Here is an 18,889-nt window from a genome sequence, read left to right as displayed (position 1 = left end):
CAGATCATGGAAAACCTTGCGAAGCGAGTCACTCACACTGGGAGCATCAGCGCGGTGACCACCCTGGTGCTGCTAACGAGCACCGTAGCTTGTGGGCCAATGGAAGATGTATCCGCACCCGCCAACGCCCCCAGTACCCATGCGCAGGAGTTGCAGGGTGAGAACGGCCTCACGATGAACGGCCTCACGATGAACGGCCTCACGATGAATGGCCTCACGATGAACGGCCTCACGATGAACGGCCTCACGATGAATGGCCTCACGATGAACGGCCTGGGGACCTCGGACTTCTCGAACTGGCTCGTCCAGAACGCGGAGGTGAACTCCATGTTGATGAAGTACGTAGTGCGGTGCTCGCTGCCCACGGGCTCGTCCCTGAGCTACCAGGAGCAGTCCTCGGGCACCTCCTACACGTGGGAGGGCGAGTTCGGGCTGGCTCCGGACTGGGCCAATGGCCAGCACATCTCCGAGCCGGAGCAGCAGCTGGTGTCCGCGTGCCTGGCGGCCCACGTGAACAAGTACGGGCTGCATGTGCCGCTCTCGGTGCTGGGGCGCACCGCGCAGCAGGAGCCCATCCCCTACACCTCCGAGGAGGTGCAGACCTTCTCGCGGCGCGAGGCGTGCTTCTTCGGCAACCTCTTCACGGGTGAGGGCATCTTCGCGGGTGGGGACGGCGCGGCCCTGACGGAAGGCGAGAGCAGCCCGCGCGCCTGCGGCTTCACCTCGAGCGAGGGCGTCCTGGTCTCCGAGTGCGCGCCCATTTCTCACGTCGAGAGCTGCGACACGCTGTGCACGCTGGACCCGTCGGGGCTGTTCTACACGCAGTGCACGTACAACGGCCGGACCTACCTGCCGCTCACCACGCGCGTGCGCACCCAGGACGTCTACACCTGCGGTGACGGGGTGTGCCAGTTCACCGAGAGCTGTGGCACAGGCACCCAGGCCAATAGCTGCCTGAGCGACTGCGGCCCCTGCGAGTAGCACCTCCGGCCCCTACTCGGCGCGGAGGGTGACGGCGGGATCCACCCGCATGGCGCGCCGGGCGGGCACCAGGCACGCCACCAGCGCCACTCCCAGCAGCAGCACCGCGACCGCGCCGAAGGTGAGCGGATCATGCGGCGCCACCCCGTAGAGGATGCTGCTCATCACCCGCGAGAGGATGAGCGCGCCGGCCATGCCCAGAGCCACGCCGGTGCCCGCCAGCCCCATGCCGCTCTTGAGCACCATGCGCAGCACCTCTTGCGGACGCGCCCCGAGCGCCAGCCGCACGCCGATCTCCCGCTGCCGCTGGCCCACCGTGTAGGCCAGCACGCCGTAGATGCCCACCGCGCCGAGCACCAGCGCCAGGACGGCGAACAGGCCCAGCAGCGCGGTAATCAGCCGGGGGCGGGACACCGACTCGCCCACCACCTCCTCGAGCGTGGTGATGCGGGTGATGGTCTGCTCGGGGTTCACCGACCAGATGGCCTGCCGGACGGCGGCGGCGAGCTGCAACGGAGCGCCCTCGCCGCGCACCACCAGGTTCACATTGCTGCGGCCGTTCTGCAGCACGTGGATGTAGGCCATGGGCGGAGCGGGCTCGGCGAGGCTCTCCTGGCGCACATCTCCCACCACTCCGACGATGACGTCCCCTCCCTGGAAGACCTTGCCCACGGCGTCCTCGCCCGGGAAGAAGCGGCGGGCGAAGGCCTCGTTGACCACCAGCACGGAGGGGGCCTTGTCCGTGTCCTGGAGGGTGAAGGCGCGGCCGCGCAGCAGGGGAATCCCCATGACGCGGAAGTAGTCATTGCTCACGTGCAGGAAGTTCGCGCGAGGTGCATCCGCTTCGGTCACCAGCGGCTGGTCCGCGAGGAGCACGGGATAGGGCTCGCCCGAGCCCTCCAGGGGGAGGTTCTTCGCCGTGCCGGCCACCTGCACCCCGGGCACCGCGCGCACGCGCTCGAGCACCTCGCCGATGTACTTGTTCGTCGGGTGCCGCCCGGAGGCGGAGAAGCTCACCACCACCGCGCCCTGGGGACGGAAGCCCGGATCCACCGAGAGCAGCGACACGAGGCTGCGGACGGCGAGCCCCGCCCCGGCCGCCAGCACCACGGCGAGCGCCACCTCGGTCACCACCAGCGCGCCGCGCAGCCGCGCCCCGCCCCCACCCACCAGGCTCCGGCCGGACCTGAGCACGGGCGCGAGCCGGGGCGAGCCCGCGCGCAGCGCCGGCATCAACCCGAACAGCACCCCGGTGAAGAGCGTGGCTCCCAGGGCGAAGACGAGCACCGCCCCATCCACCCGCACCTCCTGAAGCCGAGGCAGCTGCTTCACGGAGAAGGCCAGGAGCAGCTCGGTGCCCCACACCGCCACCATGAGCCCGAGCGCCCCGCCCAGCAGCGCGAGCACGAGGCTCTCGGTGAGCAACTGCCCCACCAGCCTCCCCGGCCCGGCGCCCATGGCGGCCCGCACCGCCAGCTCGCGCTCGCGAGCGGTGGAGCGCGTCAGCATCAGGTTGGCCACGTTGACGCAGGCGATGAGCAGCAGGAAGCCCACCGCGCCGAGCAGCACCAGCAGCCCCACCCGCACGTCCCCCGTCAACGCCTCGTGCAGCGGCAGCACCGTGGCCCCGGTGAACTGGAGGTTGGTGGCCGGGTACTCGTCCGCCAGCTGCCTGGCCAGGCCGTTCAGCTCCGAGCGCACCGACTCCAGGGACACTCCAGGCTTCAGGCGCCCCACCCCGGACACCCAGCGCACCTGGCGCAGCCTCGGAATGGAGTCCTCGGCAATGCGGGACTGGGAGATCCACAGGTCCACCCGCTCGGAGGGGAAGGCGAAGGCCGGAGGCATCACCCCCACCACCGTGTGCGGCACCCCGTCGAGCGTCAGGGTGCGGCCGAGCACGGAGGGATCTCCGCCGAAGCGGCGCTGCCACAGGCCGTGGCTGATCACCACCACCGTGTCATGGCCCGGGTGGTGATCCTCGGGGAGCAGCACGTGCCCCAGCCTCGGAGCCACGCCGAGGGTGGAGAAGAAGCCGTCGCTCACGAAGGCCGTGGGCACCCGCTGGGGCTCGCCGTCACCGCTCAGGTCCGACCCCGACATGCCCTCCACGTACCACCAGGAGCCCATGTCCTCGAAGGAGCGCTGGCGGGCCTTCCAGTCCTCGAAGTCCAGCGGAGAGAGGGTGCCCCGCTCGAGGCTCTGCGAGGGGCTGGCCTGCCACACGCGCACCAGCCGCTGGGGGGCGGCGAAGGGCAGCGGCCGCAGCAGCACGCCTCGCACCACGCTGAAGATGGCGGTGGTGGCGCCGATGCCCAGCGCCAGGGTGAGCACCGCCACCAGCGTGAAGCCCGGGGCGCGCCGGAGCATCCGCACCGCGTAGCGCACGTCCTGCACCAGCGCGTCCCACAGCAAGCTGCGCCTCATCTCCCGCTCCCGCTCGTGTCCAATGCGCACGCACTCCTCGCGCACGCGGGTGACATCGCCGAACTCGCGCTCGGCGGCGGCTCGGGCCTCGGCGGGGGACAGGCCCTCCCGCTCGAGCGTCGCGGCGCGCATCTCCAGGTGGAAGTGCAGCTCCTCGTCCACGTCCTGCTCCACCGCGCGAGGCCGCACGGCGAGCTTCAACAGGCGCTTGAAACCCAGCGGGCGCGGGGGCGTGCTCACAGCGCCTCCAACACCCGGGACACGGCGGCCGAGTAGCGCTTCCACGCCTGCGTCTCGGCGCGGAGCTGGACACGGCCCTCGGTGGTGAGCCGGTAGAACTTGGCCCGCCGGTTGTTCTCCGACACGCCCCACTCCGCCTCCAGCAGGCCGCGCTTCTCCAGCCGGTGCAGCGCCGGGTAGAGCGCCCCCTCCTCCACCTTCAGCTCCTGCCCGCTGCGCTCCCGCACGGACTCGGCCACCGCGTACCCGTGCAGCGGGCCCCACGACAGGCTCTTGAGAATCAACATGTCCAGCGTGCCCTGCAGCAGCTCCAGCGAGCGATCCGCCATGCTCTCCCCTCAGGTGTCGAGGGGAGTGTCGCGTGGCTCCCCTAAGGTGTCAAGGGGGCGGGCCGGACGGGGAGCAGGCCGGCCACATGCGGAGGTGGCCTACCGGCGCCATGCAGCGCGGAGGAAGAAGGCCACGGTCATCGCCACGGTGAGCAGAAGGATACCGTGGCGGAGCCAGCGCGGATCCAGGCGGCGTGCGAGGCGCGCTCCGGCATAGCCCCCCAGCGCCGCGGCAACCAGCGTGACGAGCGTCTCCGTCCACCACACCTCTCGCGCGGCGATGAAGCAGAGCACCGCGACGGCGTTGGCCGCGGCCACGAGCACCGTCTTGGCCGGGTTCATGGCTTTGACATCGACGGTGCTCAACAGGCTCCACGTCGCCATCATCATGATGCCCACGGCTCCGCCGAAGTAGCCGCCGTAGACCGCGAGCAGGAACTGCGCCAAGAGGAACGGCACCGGCCCGATGCGGAGGAAACGACGCAGCGCCAGCCCAGCCCTCTGGCCAAAGGCGAAGGCGAGCGTCGCCAGGAGCAGCAACCAGGGGAGGAGTTCATCGAACAGCGCCGACGGTGTGGCGAGCAGCAGCACCGCGCCCACGGCGCCGCCCACCAGGCTCACCGGCAGCAGGGTTCGGAGCGAGACCGTGCCGAGGTTGGAGAGGTCGCGGCGATAGGCCCAACTGCTGGCGAGGCTCGCCGGGAAGAGCGCCACGGTGCTGGATGCGTTCGCCGCGACCGAAGGCAGGCCCACGAGGACGAGCGCCGGCAGCGTGACGAAGGAGCCGCCCCCGGCAATGGCGTTCATCGCGCCCGCCAGGAATCCCGCGCTCAGCAGCAAGATCGCATGGCTCATCCCGCGAGCTTGACCCTGCCGGTACGCAGCAACAATGCGGAAGAGGCGGAGTCAGCCTTCGCGCAATCCGAAGGCTGTGGTGATGCCATCGGATCTCCTAATGAGCCAGGCCTACAGCGTGAGCAGGAAGGAGAGCAGGTCGTCCCGCTCCTGGGGCGTGAGGGCCTGGGCATTGCCGTGCTTGGGTCCGGCGCTCTCGATCACGGCCCGCAGTGGGAAGCGCGTGCCTACGGTGAGCCGGTCTGCCTGGACCTCGAAGCCCGCGGCCCCACTGGTGAGCATGGGCCAGATGTCCCAGGCTCCGATGAGCGCCGGGGGCGCCGCGCCGAGCAGCAGCTCTTGCTGATCCAGGCGCAGCGGCAGCGCGATAGGGGTGCCCACGTCGAGGTACTTGCCGCGAGTCTGCGGATCCTGATCCAACGTGTAGAGCGGCGCCGGGTGACACGCCACGCAGCCGCCCTTGCCCTCGAAGAGCGCCCTGCCCTCCGCGGGCCGCCCCGTGCGCCCATCCGGCAGCGTCAACGTCTCCGGCGGCGCACCGTCCTCGCCTCGGAAGGGGTTGGGCAACGTCGGCACCAGCGAGGTGTAGAGCGTCAGGGCCTCCACCTCCTCGTCCGTGAGCTTCGGGTTCTGGAAGCGGTTGCGCGCTCCCACTGTCTTGATCGTCTCCGCGATGCTGTGCGTGCTCGCCGGAGTGAAGTACGGCGGCGTGTCCCGGCTGCCTCGCACCGTGGAGGAGCGGTAGATGCGCATCGGCTTCGTCTTCTCGAAGAAGACTCCGCCCGTGTGGCCCTCCACGTGGCAGGCGTCGCAGCTCATCGCCGTGCGGCCCATGTCCGCGTAGTAGAGGACCTGCCCCAGCCGCCGCTTGGCCTGTGTGCGCATCTCCGTCACCGGCAGCTGGCGCACCACGCGCGCCTGGCCCGAGCGCGCCTGCGTCACATCCACCACCGCCACCGTGCCCGTGTGCCGGTTGAGCACGTAGAGGGTATGTCCATCCGGCGCCAGCGCCAGCGAGCGCGGCCCCGAGTGCAGCTCCACTCCCGCCCGGCCCTCCTTGCCGTAGTCCTCGTCCGGGCGCGCCCGGGGCGTGTTCTCCGGCAGCGGCATGGGCAACTCCTGGAGCACCGCCTTACCCGCGCCCGCGTCGCTCTCCACCAGCTTGCGCGCGTCCAGCACTCGCACCAGCCCCAGCCCGATGTCCGCCGCGTAGAGCAGCCCCGCGCTCTCATCCAGCGCCATCCCCTCCGTCACCCCCGCCCCGAAGCCCCGGTGGCGCACCATCTCGCCATGTGCCGGATCCAGCACCCCTACTCCACCGTTGGCGCTCACCTCCATCCGCTCGGCGTTGGGCCCCACGTTGGGCCCCAAGCTCGAGACGAAGAGGCGCCCCAGCCGCTCGCTGGCCACCAGCCCGCGCGGCTCCTTGCCTCCCATCACCTGCTTCGAGAAGCGCTCCGTCCCTCCTCCGACGATGGACACTCCCGGCTTCGGCACCAGCGTCGACACCCGCCCACCATCCGACTGCCGCAGCAGCTCCACCTGCCCCGTCTGCATGCACCCCACCGCGAGCAGCTCCTTCCACGGCGCGAGCACCGACGGGTTCGGATCCACCTCCGCCGACCACCGCTCCTTCCCATCCACCAGCGACACCGCTCGCACCGTGTCCCGCACCTGCTCGGCGACGAACGCCACCTCTCCTCGCGCGTCCACCGCCAGCCCCATCGCCCCCGCGGGCGCTGGCAGCACCCTCGGAGCGCTCCCAGGTGTGTCCAGAGCGTACAAGCGCAGCTCAGGGCTGAAGCGGTGCGCCACCGCGAGCCACGGCCGGCCTGCCGCGTCCTTATATGTGGCCAGTGCGCTCGGCCCGTCCGCCGCCGCCAGCGCCGTCACCTTCCCCGAGCCCACCTCCAGCGCGAACACCGTGTCCGTCGGCGGCGAGGCGATGAAGGCCGTGCGCCCATCCGGCGAGAGCGCCAGCGCGAACAGATCCGGGAACGCCGCGTCGTTCACCACGTCCAGGCGTACCTCGCCCTCGGGCGCTGCGCTCCCTGGAGGCGCCACCAGCCGCACCCTCGCGCTCGCCTGCGGCAGCTCCGGCGGCAGCACCACGTCCGCCGGCAGCCGCGTGTACGCATGCCGCGCGTCCACCACCTTCAGCGGCAGCTCGCGCGACACCGGCGGCCCCAGCGTCAGGCGCATCCCTGGCTCCAGCCCTTCGCCGTACACCGCCAGCGGCTGCGAGGTCTGGTTGCTCGTCAGGTGCGGCCCCACCGCTTGCAGTCGCGCGGCGGGCCGGGCGGGCTCCCCGGGGTGAGGCGCCGACGGCTCGCGAGCGCGCGAGACGAAGATCGCCACCGCGCCCAGGCATAGGGCCAACGCCGCCACCACTGCGAAGGTGCGTTTCATGGATGTTACGAATCCCAAGGAGGAGGAACAGGACTCTACCTTTCCGCCGAGCCCATCCCCTCCTGCCCGAGAGATCAGCCCCAATGTAGGGGAGATCCCCCAGGTGGGGTGGGCGGATCCCCACACCGCGCGTCCGCCCCGAGTGGAACCCCCACAGGGCCTGCGTTGACAGAGCGGTACAAACATCGCTTAACCTGGAACTCCGATGCGACGTCTCCTCCTCGTTCCTCTCGTCGCCAGCCTCCTTGGCATCGCTCCGCTTCCGCTCCTCAGCTCGGAGGCCGGAGCACGTCCGTCACGCGCCGCGTCCACCAAGGGCAAGGCCAAGAAGACCCCTGGCGCGAAGTCCATCCCCCAGTTCGAGTCGAAGGCAGGCCCCGCCACGACGGCGGATCCCGTCACCGGCGAGTCCTCGTCCGGCGCCTCCGCCTCGGCGGCGCCTCCCAGCCGCGGCCCCGCGCGCATCGACTTCGATGACCGCCTCATCCAGGGCCAGACCAACAAGTCTGGCGCGGTCTACCTGTACGATCGCAAGGAGCTGAAGACGCGGTCGATGATCAAGGAGCGGGAAAGCTTCCGCTCCGAAACCCTCTCCACCGTCTACGACCAATAGGGTCTGGCCCACCGCCCTCGAAAGGGAGTGTCCTCGTGAGCGCTCAGCCCTCCGTCCTCCAGGTCGTCATCCTCCGCGACGGATTGCTCGTCGGCACGGAGGTCTTCGTCCCGGGTACCTACGCCATCGGCTCGGATCCGTCCTCGGACCTGCTGCTGGATGATGCGTCCATCGAACCGCGCCACGCCCTGCTGTACTTCCAGAACGGGCGCGCGGCCATCCAGGACGCCGGCTCCCAGCAGGGCGTCTACGTCAACGGCCACCGCGTCACCGCGTGCGAGATCCGCTCCGTGGACGAGGTGCTCTGCGGCCCCTTCGTGCTGAAGACGCGCGTGCTCTCGCAGAAGCCCGCCGAGAAGCCGCCCCCGTCGCCCGAGGTGGCGGCCCTGCTCGGAGGCGCGCCGCAGCCCGCCGCGCCGCAGCCCCAGGCCGCCGTCCGCCCCATCCGGCCCGCGCCTCAGGCGACGATGCCCGCGCGCCCCTCCGCGGCGGGGATGCCCTCCGTCCAGGCGGCTCCGTCCAGAGAGCAGCTGGCCGCCACGGTCCCCACCGCCTACACGCCTCAGAGCGTGCAGCGAGGCGCCGCGCCCCAGGCCGCCGTCGTTCCGATCGCCCAGCCCGCCCAGCCCCGAGGCCCGGCCGCTTCCCGGGGAGGCCCCGCGGTTGCCCACGCCCAGCGGCCCATGCCCGAGCCCGCGGTGATGCCCGCGCCGCCGCCTCAGGCCATGCCCGCCAACACGGTGCCCTCCGCGCGCCGCCGCGCCACCCAGGATGTGATGCCGGCACAGGATGACGGGCCCAGCATCCAGCTCGCGGATGAGCTCTTCGGGGACATTCTGCCCCCCGAGGCGCCTCTGCCCACCGAGCCGGAGCCCCTGGTGGTGCAGGAGGCGCCGCGCAAGGCTCCCGCCCCGAGGCCCGCGCCGCGTCAGGCCCCAGCCCCCGCCATGAAGGCCGCGCCGCGTGAGGCGCATGCCGCCGCCACCGAGCTGCCGGATCCGCCTCGTCCGGCTCACGCCCCGAAGCTGGGCCCCGGCAAGGGCGCGGCCCAGCTCTACCTGGAGCTGTACTGGGGAGGCGTCCGCCGCGAAGCGCGCCGTTTCGGCGGAGGCAAGGAGCCCCTCAAGGCCGCCGCGGACGAGCAGGCCGGCATGCCGCTGTGGGGCTTCGCCCTGCCCGAGGAGGGCTTCACGCTCGCCGAGGCCCTCAACGGCGCCTACCGCCTCTATGTGCCGCCCGGCTCCGCGGTGGAGAAGGCCAACTCGGGCGGGCGCTACCAGCCCGTGCAGCTCACCGCGCTCGAGGCCGATGGCACCCGCCGCTTCATCACCCTGCGCGACGGCACCGCCGCCCGGCTGAGCCAGGGGCAGATGTCGCTGGTGGCCTACGCCGCGCCCAAGCCCGAGAAGGCGTTCATCAACCCGCTCTCGGGCCTGCCGTGGCTGGCGCTGTTCTGCTTCTTCCTCTTCGGCGCGGGCTTTGGCGCCTTCGTCGTGCTGAAGCCGCAGCTGCCCGAGTCTCCAGACTTCCAGCAGAAGAACCTCCCGCCCGTCGCCCTGCGCCTGCTGGCGCCGGAGCCGAAGAAGAAGGAGGAGGCCCGGAAGAAGCTCGAGGCCATCCGGGAGCGGGCCAAGCCCGAGAAGAAGGCCGAGAAGCCTCCGGAGAAGGTGGTCGAGCGGCCCAAGCCCGTGGAGAGGACGCCTCCGCCCAAGAAGGAGGAGGTCGCTCCGCCTCCGCCCGAGTCCAAGGCCCTCAAGGCCCTGGCCAAGCTGTCCGCGGCCGGCCCCGCCACCAATGACGTGCTCGCGGCGGTGGACAAGCTGGGCAGCGGCCCCGGCAGCAAGAACGTGAAGACGTCCAACTACAAGCTGTCGGGCCTGATTGGAAAGGCGCCCATCGCCAACGCGGGCCTGGGCACCTTCGGCCTGGGCGGTGGAGGCAAGGGCGGCGGCGCCACGCTCGGCGCGGAGCTGCTGCGCGGCAAGGGCGGCGGCGGCATTGGCGCGCTCGGCGCGGGCGGCGTGGGCAAGGGGCAGGTGGGCGGCGTGGTGACCAAGGCCACCTCGCACAGCGTCTCCGCGACGCAGGGCAGCATCGACCGTGAGGCCGTGGCCAAGGTCATCAACAGCCACCTCCAGGAGGTGTACGGCTGCTACGAGCGCGCCCTGCTCAAGGATACTGGCCTGGCCGGCAAGGTGGTGCTCGAGTGGACCATCGGCGGCAGCGGCAGCGTGGTGGCGGCCAAGACCAAGTCCTCCACCCTGCGTAACGGCTCCGTGGAGGCCTGTATCCTCAGCAGCCTGAAGAAGTGGAACTTCCCCGCTCCCAAGGGGGGCGTCGTCGTCATCAGCTACCCGTTCATCTTCAACTCGGTCGGTTACTGACGCGGGCCCCCCCGCGTCCGGCTGACTTCACGCCCGGACAGTCCCCATCGTGCGATACGCCCTGCTGCTTCTGTTGTCCCTGGTTCCTGGCCTCGCGCTCGCGCAGGCCGAGGCCCTCGAGAACCCCGGCACCACCTCCGCGGTGCAGGACCGCCTGTACCAGATGAACCACGAGCTGACGCTCGGCCTCGGCGTGCTGCCGGCGGACGCCTTCTACAAGGGCTACATCGCCGGGGTCAGCTACAGCTACCACTTCAGCGACCACTTCGCGTGGCAGGTGGGCCGCGGCGCCTACAGCTACAACGTGAAGACCAGCCTGCGCCAACAGCTCGAGCGGGACTTCGGCGTGGCCCCCACCTCCACCGCCTTCGAGGATGAGGTGCAGTGGATGGTGGGCTCGGACCTGATGTGGAGCCCCTTCTACGGGAAGACCTCCATCCTCAACAGCAAGGTGATCCACTTCGAGGCCTTCCTGCTGGGCGGCGCCACCGTGTTCAAGCTCAACCGCGACGGCGGCTTCCGGCCCGGCGCCAACGTGGGGCTCGGCCTGCGCGTCTTCCGGAACACCCACGTCTCCTTCCGGCTGGATGTGACGAACAACGTCGTCTGGGCTGGCGCCTCCCGCATCATCAACATCCCCACCGTCCAGCTCGCCACAGCGTTCAACTTCGGCGCCACGGAATGATGCCCCGCTCACTGCTCGCCGCGCTCGCGAGCGCCGCGCTCCTCGTCCTCCCTGGATCCGGGTCTGCTCGGGCCGCCGGTGCGCGCTCCTCTGGCGCACCCGCTCGCGCTCCTGCCGCCAGCTCCGGCTCGCCCGCTCCTGCTCCCTCCAACTCCGGTACGCCGACGGCGGCACCCGCTGCCAGCTCCGGCACTCCGGCGGCTGCTCCCGCCGCCAGCCCTGGCACCCCGGCTCCGGACTCCGCGGATGCCAAGGCCGCCGCGCCCAAGAAGGAGGAGGCGGCTCCCCCGCCCGCTCCGGAGAAGGTGGATCCGAAGATCTTCGATCAGGCGCTGTCGGACTACTTCGACGGCAAGCCTCGCGCCGCCGCCGGGCCGCTGTTCGCCTGGCTGTCCGCCACGCCCAAGACGGACGACAACTATGCCTGGGGCCAGTACTTCCTGGCGCGCAGCCTGATTGATCTGGGGCTCACCCACGCGGGCGCCACGTACCTGGCGCGCATTGCCCGCGAGCGCACCAACCCCAACGTGCTGCCCCGCGCCCTGGAGCTGCTCAAGGATCTCACCGACAAGCCGCACGATGACGTGATGATCGACGAGCAGGTGTTCGCCGCGTTGGATCTGGGCTTCCTGGAGCAGGAGGCCGGCGCCTACGCCCACTACCAGCAGGGCCTGGTGGACCTGCGCGTCGGCAACGAGCGCTGGGCCAACACCCACTTCGCCAAGCTGGACGAGGGCAGCGCCGAGGCCAGCCGCGCGAAGTTCGCCCTGCTCGTCACCCGGCTGAAGACGGTGAAGGAGCCCTCGGAGGAGCTGATCAACGACTTCCTCACGCTCTCCAAGGACGAGAAGCTCACCCACGAGTCGCGCAACGAGGCGGCGCTCGCGGTGGCCCGCCTGCGCTACGAGCGCAAGGACTTCAAGGGCGCGCTCGAGGCCTACAACCTGGTGCAGCTGCCCGAGCTGGATCCGGGCCGCGCCACGCTCTACCTGGAGGAGGCGTGGACCCGCTACAAGCTGGGCGAGCTGCGCGCCGCGCTGGGCATCCTCACCACGCTGGATGCGCCCTCGTTCCGCGATGAGTTCCTCCCGGACAAGTACCTGCTGCGCGCCCTCATCTTCCGGGACTTGTGCCACTACCTCCCGGCCAAGCGCTCCGCCAAGGAGCTGACGCGCCGCTTCGGCGACTCGCTGGAGGCCATCGCCGAGCGGGATGACTTGACCCAGGACCTGCGCCTGCGCCGCGCCGCCGAGGCCCACGGCGCCACCCGGCGCGCCGCGCGCTTCAAGGAAGTGCTGGAGCTGGAGTCCGAGCGCCTGGGCCGCTACGCCGGCAGCTTCGGAGACCGGCTCCAGTCCCACCTCACCAAGCTCTACGCCCTGTCCCTGGGCGAGGCCGAGCGCGTGTACCAGTCGCGCCTCACCGAGGCCGTGCGCCAGGAGGCCGACACGCTGCTGCAGGCCTCCGAGCAGGTCCGCCTCATGGAGTACGAGGTGGGCCTCAAGTTGTACGAGCGCGTGAAGAAAGGCTCCAAGGTGGCCACCCCGCCCGAGGAGGAGCTGCTCAAGGCCGAGCAGGTCGCCTTCCCGTTCGATGGCGAGTACTGGAACGACGAGTTGAAGTCCTATCGGGTTCGCATCGAGAGCCGTTGCATCGAGGAAAACCAATGACCGGCCCGTTGACCGGGATCATCACCGCGGCGCTTCTGGCCGCCAGCCCCGCGGGGCCACAGCGCCTGGACCGGAGCCTCAACCCCATCGTCTCCAAGGCGAAGGAGCGCGACGAGCTCATCACCAAGCTCAAGCGCGACATCTTCAAGGTGGACCGCTCCATCGGCGAGACGGACAAGCTCATCTCCAAGAGCCGCAACGCCCCGTACCTGCCGGACTTGCAGTTCCGGCTGGCCGAGCTCTACGTGGAGAAGAGCCGCTACGTGTACTACCTCCAGGCCGAGCAGCGACCGGAGGGGGCCTCGGGCGCGCTCGTCTCTCCGGAGACGCGGCTGATGAAGAACAAGGCGGTGCAGCTCTACGTCCGCCTGCTGCGCGAGTACCCGGACTTCCACGACGGCGACAAGGTGACGTTCTACCTGGCGCACGAGCAGCGCGAGCTGGGCACCTTCGACGAGATGCTCAAGACGCTGAGCGATCTCATCCGCAAGTACCCCACCAGCCCCCTGCGCCTGGAGTCCGAGCAGATCATCGGCGACTACTTCTTCGACAAGTCGGACCTGGTGGAGGCCGAGAAGCACTACACGGCCATCCTCGCCCAGCCGCCCTCGCCGGTACACGACTTGGCCCGCTACAAGATGGGCTGGATCCGGGTGAACCAGGCCAAGCACGCCGAGGCCGTGGTCTTCTTCGAGGCCGCCGCCGCCAGCGACACCTTCCCGGGCGTGGACGCCAAGAAGGCGCTCAACGTCAAGCGCGAGGCCCTGCTGGATCTGGTCTACAGCTACACCGAGGTGAAGCCGGCCAAGGGCGCGCTCAACTACTTCGAGAAGCTCAGCGAGAGCCGCGCCACGTTCGCCCTGGCGCTGGACAAGCTGAGCAACCGCTACTTCATCAAGCAGCAGTACGAGTACGCCATCCCCGCGCTGCGCAAGCTGATGGAGATCCAGTTCGATCCCGAGCTGGATCTGGAGCGCGGCCAGAAGCTCTATGACGCGCTCAAGGCCGCCAAGGGCAAGGTGCTGCCCGAGCCCCAGGACATCCGCTTCCTGGTGCGCGCCTCCATCCAGAGCAAGACGGATCCGGAGCTGCTCGAGGCCGAACGCAAGAAGCAGCTCGCCGAGCTGGAGGAGATGGCGCGAGACTTGTCCACGCAGCTGCACGTGGCCGCGCAGAAGAAGGACGACAAGGCCATGTATATGACGGCCGCGGCGGCCTACAAGGAATACCTGAGCCTGTTCCGCCCGGAGCAGTACGTGCGGCCCATCATGAAGAACCGCGCGGACGCGCTCTTCTCGGCGGGCGTCTTCCCCGAGGCCGCGCGCCAGTTCGAGGAGCTGGCCCGCTACGAGGAGAAGGCCAAGACGCGGGACGAGAAGGCCATCGACGCGGCCATGTACGGCGCGCTGCTGTGCCACTTCTCCACCGTCAAGCCGGAGGAGGCCGCCAAGCGCACCACCTTCGAGGTGGCGGACGCGCGCCAGGCCCTCAAGGTGCTGGGCTCCAACTACGTCACCCGCTTCCCGCAGAGCCCCAACGTGTTGGACGTGCAGTTCAACATCGCCCGCGCCTACTACGAGGACGGCGACTACGCGAAGGCCGCCGAGCTCTTCACCACCTTCGCCCTGGCCCACCCGCAGTACAAGGACGCCACCGTCGCCGGCAACCTCGCGCTCGACAGCTTGCGGCAGATCAACGACTTCAAGGGCCTGGAGGCCACGGGCAAGAAGTTCCTCGGCACCGCGCTGCCCGCCAAGTTCCAGGAGGACGTGCGGAAGATCCTCACGCAGAGCAAGGCCGAGGCGCTGGACGAGTTGGCCCTCAAGAGCGCCGAGGAGACCGGCGACGTCATCCAGGGCCTCATCAAGGTGGCCGAGGAGAACAAGAACTCGGAGGTCGGCGAGAAGGCCCTCTATGGCGCCTTCACCGCCGCTCGCGAGAAGCGCGACCTCACCTCCGCCAGAGACCTGGGCAACCGGATCCTGACGGAGTACCCCAAGAGCCAGTACCTGTCGGACGTGCTGCTGACGCTCGGCCGCTACTCGGCGGAGGCGGGCTCCTTCGGCGAGGCGGCCGACTGGTTCGACAAGGTGGGCCAGAAGCTCGGCGGGGACGTCGCGGGCCTGGATGGCTACCTGTCCGCCGCCCGGCTGCGCATGGCCATGGGCGACTACAGGGAGGCCGCTCGCAGCCTGGAGACGGCGTCCGCGAGCGCCGGGGCTCGCAAGGGCGAGGTGCTGGTGCTGCTGGCCGAGGCCCAGCTCAAGCAGAAGGACTACGCCGCCGCCCGCCGCGCCGCCGAGAGCGCGCTGGCGCTGGACAAGACGAGCACCGGCGCCGCCGCCGTCATCGCCGAGGTGCAGGCCACCACCGCTCCGAACGAGCCGCCCGACAAGCTCATCTCCACCCTCACCACCGCGGTGCAGGGCCCCAACGGGCAGACGGAGGAGGCCGCCAAGGGCCTGTGGTTCCTGGGAGAGATCCTCTACCGCGGCTACAAGGGCCTGCCGGCCGACAAGGTCGAGGAGAAGGTCTCCGCGCTCCAGGGCATGGAGGGCATCTACACGCAGGCCGCCTCGCTCGGCTACCCCGAGTGGGCCGTGGCCTCGCTGTGGAAGCTGGGCATGGCGTACTCGCACCTGGCGGACGTGGTGGATGCGACGCCGGCTCCGGCGGGCGCCTCCGCGGCCGAGGTGAAGGCCTTCCAGCAGGCCGTGAAGGAGCAGGTGGCGCCGCTGCGGCAGCGCGCGGAGGACGCCTTCAAGGCGTGTCTGAACCGCGCCGATCAGCTCGACGTGTTCAGCGCCGCGGTGGTGGGCTGCCGCACGCACAGCGACACGGCGGCGCTCCCGGTGCCCGCGCCCGCCGCGCCCACCAAGAGCGCCTCGCTGGAGGAGGTGCGCAAGAAGGCCGAGGCCACCCTCAGCGCCGAGGCGCTCGAGGCGCTCGGCATGGCGTACCTGGAGAGCCGGCAGTTCGGCCTGGCGCAGCTCACCTTCGGCCGCGTGACGGAGCTGCAGGACACGCGCGCCTCCGCGCACAGCGCGCTGGGGTGGGCCCTGCTCAACCAGGGCGATGCCATGGGCGCCCGCGCCGCGTACGCCAAGGCCCTGGAGGCGGACCCCACGTATGGCAAGGCCCGCCTGAACCTCGCCGCCCTGCGCTGCCGCTTCGGAGACACCGAGGGCGCCAGGCGCGAGCTGTCCGTCCTCAAGGACGTGGGCTCGCTGAGCGGCGCGGACATCGACACGGGGTGGAAGGCGTGCAAGTGAGCCCGCGCATCCTCCCGGCCCTCATCCTCACGGGCCTGCTCTCCGGTTGCGGCGAAGGGCCGCACCTGGAGGGCAGCGTCGCGCCGCTGTTGGACCTGCACTACGAGAAGGCCGAGGCCACCGCCGACACCGCCGAGGCCTCGGTGAGCTTCCTCACCCCCCAGGGCGAGGGCGAGAACACCATCCTCAAGGTGACGGCGCGGCTGGACAAGCTCGTGCTCACCCCCGGCACCGAGGTGGATCTCTCCGAGCTGCTCGGCACGGAGCAGGACTCGCCGCAGCGCGGCTCGGTGGCTCGCGCCGTGCAGAACGAGCCCCACCGCGACTTCCCGCGCATCCTCCGGGGCGGCCTCACCTTCGACAAAGCCCTCGCCTCCGGCGATACAGTGCCGGGGAGCTTCCACGTCACGTTCGTCAACGGCACTGACGTCTACTCCGGCCGCACCCTCTTTGGCCGTTTCGAGGCGACCGTTCCATGAAGCGCATCCTCCTGCTCACCCTTTCCCTGCTCGCCGCGTGTGGCCCGCGCTATGGCATGCGCGTGCCGGACGAGATGGTGAAGAAGCTCCCCTACGAGACGCGCATCGAGCTGCTCGAGGCGGAGAATGATCTGGCGCTGGCCATCGACAAGGTGGACGAGGCCAGCAGCGAGATCACCCGCGCCCGCGACAACATCCGCCGCGCCCGCTCGCGCGCCAAGGCCGCCGAGTCCGAGCTGGATCGCGCCGACGACTCCGTCTCCAAGGAGGTGGCCCAGCTCACCATCGACGAGGCGGTGGCGCGCGTGGAGTACCTGCGCGCCCGGCAACACCTCAACGTGGCCCTGCTGGATGTGGAGCAGCTCGCGCTGCGCTGCGCCTTCGCGAAGTTCGAGCTGGCGCGAGTGACAGCCGCCCGCAAGGCCAAGGTCCAGGGCAGCGAGGAGCTGGACCCCAAGCGGTTCGAGGCCCAGGTGGCCGAGTGTGAAGCGGCGGTGAAGGAGGAGCGGGCCGGGCTCGGCGCGAACACCTCCGAAGAGAAGACAGCGCGCGAGGCCTGGGAGGCGAAGAAGGCGGCGCTGGCCAAGAAGACCTTCGACGCGCGAACCAGCCCCTACGTGGAGAACCTGTGATGACTCGAGCCGGTGTCCTCGTCCTCCAGCTCCTCACGGCGCAGGCTCCGGCGCCGGCCACCCCCGCCACGCCGCCGGCCGCCGAGGCCCCCGCGCTGGCTCCGGACGTGGACGCGCTCTACAAGCTGGGCGTCGCCTTCCTGAACCAGGGCCAGCCGAAGAAGGCCGTGCCGCCGCTGAAGAAGCTGCTGGAGAAGGCGCCCGAAGTCGTCGCCGCGCGAGTGGCGCTAGCCCGGGCGCTGCGGCTGTCCGGAGACACGGACGAGGCGAGGACCCTGCTGGATGGCTCCATCGCCATGTACCCCGAGGAGTCCACCCTGCGCGCCGAGCGCGGCCTGCTGGCGCGGGTGATGGACGAGAACGACGTGGCCATCAGCCAGTACTCGGTGGCCGCGGAGCTGGCTCCCAAGGACGCGGAGCTGCAGTTCAACCTGGGCGAGGCGCTCCAGCGCGCGGGCCGGACGGATGACGCCATCGGCTCGTACGAGGACGCGCTGAAGCTGGACGAGAAGCTCACCGCCGCCCGGGTGAACCTGGCCAAGGCCCTGGCGGAGAAGGGGCTGATGGGCGAGGCCAAGGAGACGCTCAAGGAGGCGCTCCAGGTGGCCCCCAACGAGGCCGAGGCCCACTACAACATGGGCGTGCTGATGATGCGGGACAATGATCTGCCCGGGGCCATGGGCGAGTACCAGAAGGCCCTGGAGCTCAACCCCAAGCACGCCATGGCGCACAACAACGTGGGCGTGGTGTACGACTCGCTGGGGCAGCACCAGAAGGCGACCGAGGCCTTCAAGAAGGCCATCGCCGCGGATCCGAAGTACGCCGAGGCGCACTTCAACCTGGGCCTGGCGTACTTCTGGCTCGGCGAGCAGGTGCTGGCGACGAAGTCCTTCGAGAAGGCGCTCCAGCTGGAGCCGCGGCGCTCCAGCGGCCCGTACACGCAGCTGGGCCACCTCTACCTGCAGCAGGGCAAGAAGGACCGGGCGGTGGAGGCCTTCAAGAAGGCCATCGAGGTCAGCGCGGACGACGGCAAGAAGACCACCGAGGCGTACCAGGGCCTGGCGCGCGCCTACCTGGCGCTGGGCAAGGTGGACGACGCGGTGGCCACGCTGAAGAAGGTGGTCGAGGACTTCCCCAAGGATGCGAGCGCCCGCGCCGCGTACGGTGACGCGCTCAAGGCCAAGGGAGAGCTGGATGGCGCCATCGCCCAGTACGAGCAGGGCGTGGCGCTCTCGCCGACGACGGAGGCGCAGCTCTCGCTGGCGGACGCGTATGCGCGCAAGCGCGTGGGCACCAAGGCCCAGCCCATCCTCGAGGCCATCCTCAAGGACGAGCCCGGCAACCGCGCGGCGAAGCTGGCGCTGGCCGACCTGTACCTCTCCATGGGCCGCTACGCGGAGGTGGAGCAGCTGCTGAAGCCCAAGGAGGGCGAGCAGCCGGAGATGGCGGCGCTGGCGCGGCTGGGCATCATGCACTCGCGCCTGCAGCGGCCGGACAAGGCGCTGGAGCTGCTGGAGCAGGTGGTGAAGAGAGATCCCTCGCAGCTCGACGCGCGCGCGGAGCTGGGCCAGATCTACCTGCGCGGGGGAGATGCGGAGAAGGCGGTGCGGGTGCTCGGAGACGTGCTGGCCATCGAGCCCCGGCACTCGCTGGCGCTGCTCTACACGGGCCAGGCGCTGTTCCGGCTGGGCAAGACGAAGGAGTCCGAGCAGTCATTCCGGGCGGCCGCGCAAGTGGATCCCACCTTCGCCGAGCCGCACAACGCGCTCGGTCAGCTGCTGGAGGCCACCAAGCACCTGGACGAGGCCAAGGCGGAGTACGCCAAGGCCGTGGAGCTCCAGCCGAACCACGAGGACGCGCTGGCGGCGCTCAAGCGGCTCGGCGGCGCGGCGGCCTCGGCGAAGCCTCACTGA

The 18,889-nt window shown here is 70.3% G+C and carries 13 protein-coding genes; 9 read left to right on the top strand and 4 right to left on the bottom strand.

Going from position 1 to position 18,889, the window contains the following annotated elements; genetic code table 11:
- Positions 1 to 99: 99 nt before the first annotated feature.
- Positions 100 to 981, top strand: a complete 882-nt coding sequence (locus ACJ8AT_RS03300) for a hypothetical protein (RefSeq protein WP_407736065.1) — start codon at positions 100 to 102, stop codon at positions 979 to 981.
- Between the two features lie 12 nt (positions 982 to 993).
- Here the strand turns inward: ACJ8AT_RS03300 and ACJ8AT_RS03295 are convergent, their stop codons facing one another.
- The 4 genes from ACJ8AT_RS03295 to ACJ8AT_RS03280 all read right to left on the bottom strand — a co-directional run bounded on the left by ACJ8AT_RS03295 (position 994) and on the right by ACJ8AT_RS03280 (position 7,241).
- Entirely contained in the window at positions 994 to 3,648 is a 2,655-nt protein-coding gene (locus ACJ8AT_RS03295; protein ID WP_407736064.1) for an ADOP family duplicated permease, read from the bottom strand.
- Positions 3,645 to 3,977: a PadR family transcriptional regulator gene (locus ACJ8AT_RS03290; RefSeq protein WP_407736063.1), complete on the bottom strand. Its 333-nt coding sequence runs from the start codon at positions 3,975 to 3,977 to the stop codon at positions 3,645 to 3,647. Before ACJ8AT_RS03290 ends, ACJ8AT_RS03295 begins: the two co-directional genes overlap by 4 nt.
- A 99-nt stretch (positions 3,978 to 4,076) precedes the next feature.
- Complete coding sequence (locus ACJ8AT_RS03285) at positions 4,077 to 4,817, bottom strand: sulfite exporter TauE/SafE family protein (RefSeq protein WP_407736062.1); 741 nt, start codon at positions 4,815 to 4,817, stop codon at positions 4,077 to 4,079.
- Between the two features lie 126 nt (positions 4,818 to 4,943).
- Entirely contained in the window at positions 4,944 to 7,241 is a 2,298-nt protein-coding gene (locus ACJ8AT_RS03280; RefSeq protein WP_407736061.1) for an MtsA protein, read from the bottom strand.
- Between the two features lie 205 nt (positions 7,242 to 7,446).
- Here ACJ8AT_RS03280 and ACJ8AT_RS03275 point away from each other — a divergent pair, with 205 nt between their 5' ends.
- Genes ACJ8AT_RS03275 through ACJ8AT_RS03240 form a run of 8 tightly spaced genes read left to right on the top strand, consistent with a single transcriptional unit; the run spans position 7,447 to position 18,889 of the window.
- Positions 7,447 to 7,854 (top strand): hypothetical protein, encoded by a 408-nt coding sequence (locus tag ACJ8AT_RS03275; protein ID WP_407736060.1) that lies wholly within the window; start codon positions 7,447 to 7,449, stop codon positions 7,852 to 7,854.
- Between the two features lie 35 nt (positions 7,855 to 7,889).
- Positions 7,890 to 10,238 carry an AgmX/PglI C-terminal domain-containing protein gene (locus ACJ8AT_RS03270; RefSeq protein WP_407736059.1) on the top strand — a complete coding sequence of 783 codons (2,349 nt, stop codon included), beginning with the start codon at positions 7,890 to 7,892 and terminating at the stop codon, positions 10,236 to 10,238.
- A gap of 49 nt (positions 10,239 to 10,287) precedes the next feature.
- On the top strand, positions 10,288 to 10,923 hold the full coding sequence (locus ACJ8AT_RS03265) for an outer membrane beta-barrel domain-containing protein (protein WP_407736058.1): 636 nt from the start codon (positions 10,288 to 10,290) through the stop codon (positions 10,921 to 10,923).
- Positions 10,920 to 12,593 carry a hypothetical protein gene (locus ACJ8AT_RS03260; protein WP_407736057.1) on the top strand — a complete coding sequence of 558 codons (1,674 nt, stop codon included), beginning with the start codon at positions 10,920 to 10,922 and terminating at the stop codon, positions 12,591 to 12,593. The genes ACJ8AT_RS03265 and ACJ8AT_RS03260 overlap by 4 nt, the downstream gene beginning before the upstream one ends.
- Positions 12,590 to 15,865 carry a tetratricopeptide repeat protein gene (locus tag ACJ8AT_RS03255; RefSeq protein ID WP_407736056.1) on the top strand — a complete coding sequence of 1,092 codons (3,276 nt, stop codon included), beginning with the start codon at positions 12,590 to 12,592 and terminating at the stop codon, positions 15,863 to 15,865. Before ACJ8AT_RS03260 ends, ACJ8AT_RS03255 begins: the two co-directional genes overlap by 4 nt.
- Complete coding sequence (locus ACJ8AT_RS03250; RefSeq protein WP_407736055.1) at positions 15,862 to 16,344, top strand: hypothetical protein; 483 nt, start codon at positions 15,862 to 15,864, stop codon at positions 16,342 to 16,344. The genes ACJ8AT_RS03255 and ACJ8AT_RS03250 overlap by 4 nt, the downstream gene beginning before the upstream one ends.
- Entirely contained in the window at positions 16,341 to 16,976 is a 636-nt protein-coding gene (locus tag ACJ8AT_RS03245; RefSeq protein ID WP_407736054.1) for a hypothetical protein, read from the top strand. Before ACJ8AT_RS03250 ends, ACJ8AT_RS03245 begins: the two co-directional genes overlap by 4 nt.
- Positions 16,976 to 18,889 (top strand): tetratricopeptide repeat protein, encoded by a 1,914-nt coding sequence (locus ACJ8AT_RS03240; protein WP_407736053.1) that lies wholly within the window; start codon positions 16,976 to 16,978, stop codon positions 18,887 to 18,889. Before ACJ8AT_RS03245 ends, ACJ8AT_RS03240 begins: the two co-directional genes overlap by 1 nt.

Source organism: Hyalangium sp., from assembly GCF_045802625.1.
Classification (GTDB): Bacteria; Myxococcota; Myxococcia; order Myxococcales; family Myxococcaceae; genus Hyalangium.
The sequence above is the reverse complement of the archived record's forward strand: the minus strand, read 5'-3'. Positions and strand labels throughout refer to the sequence as shown.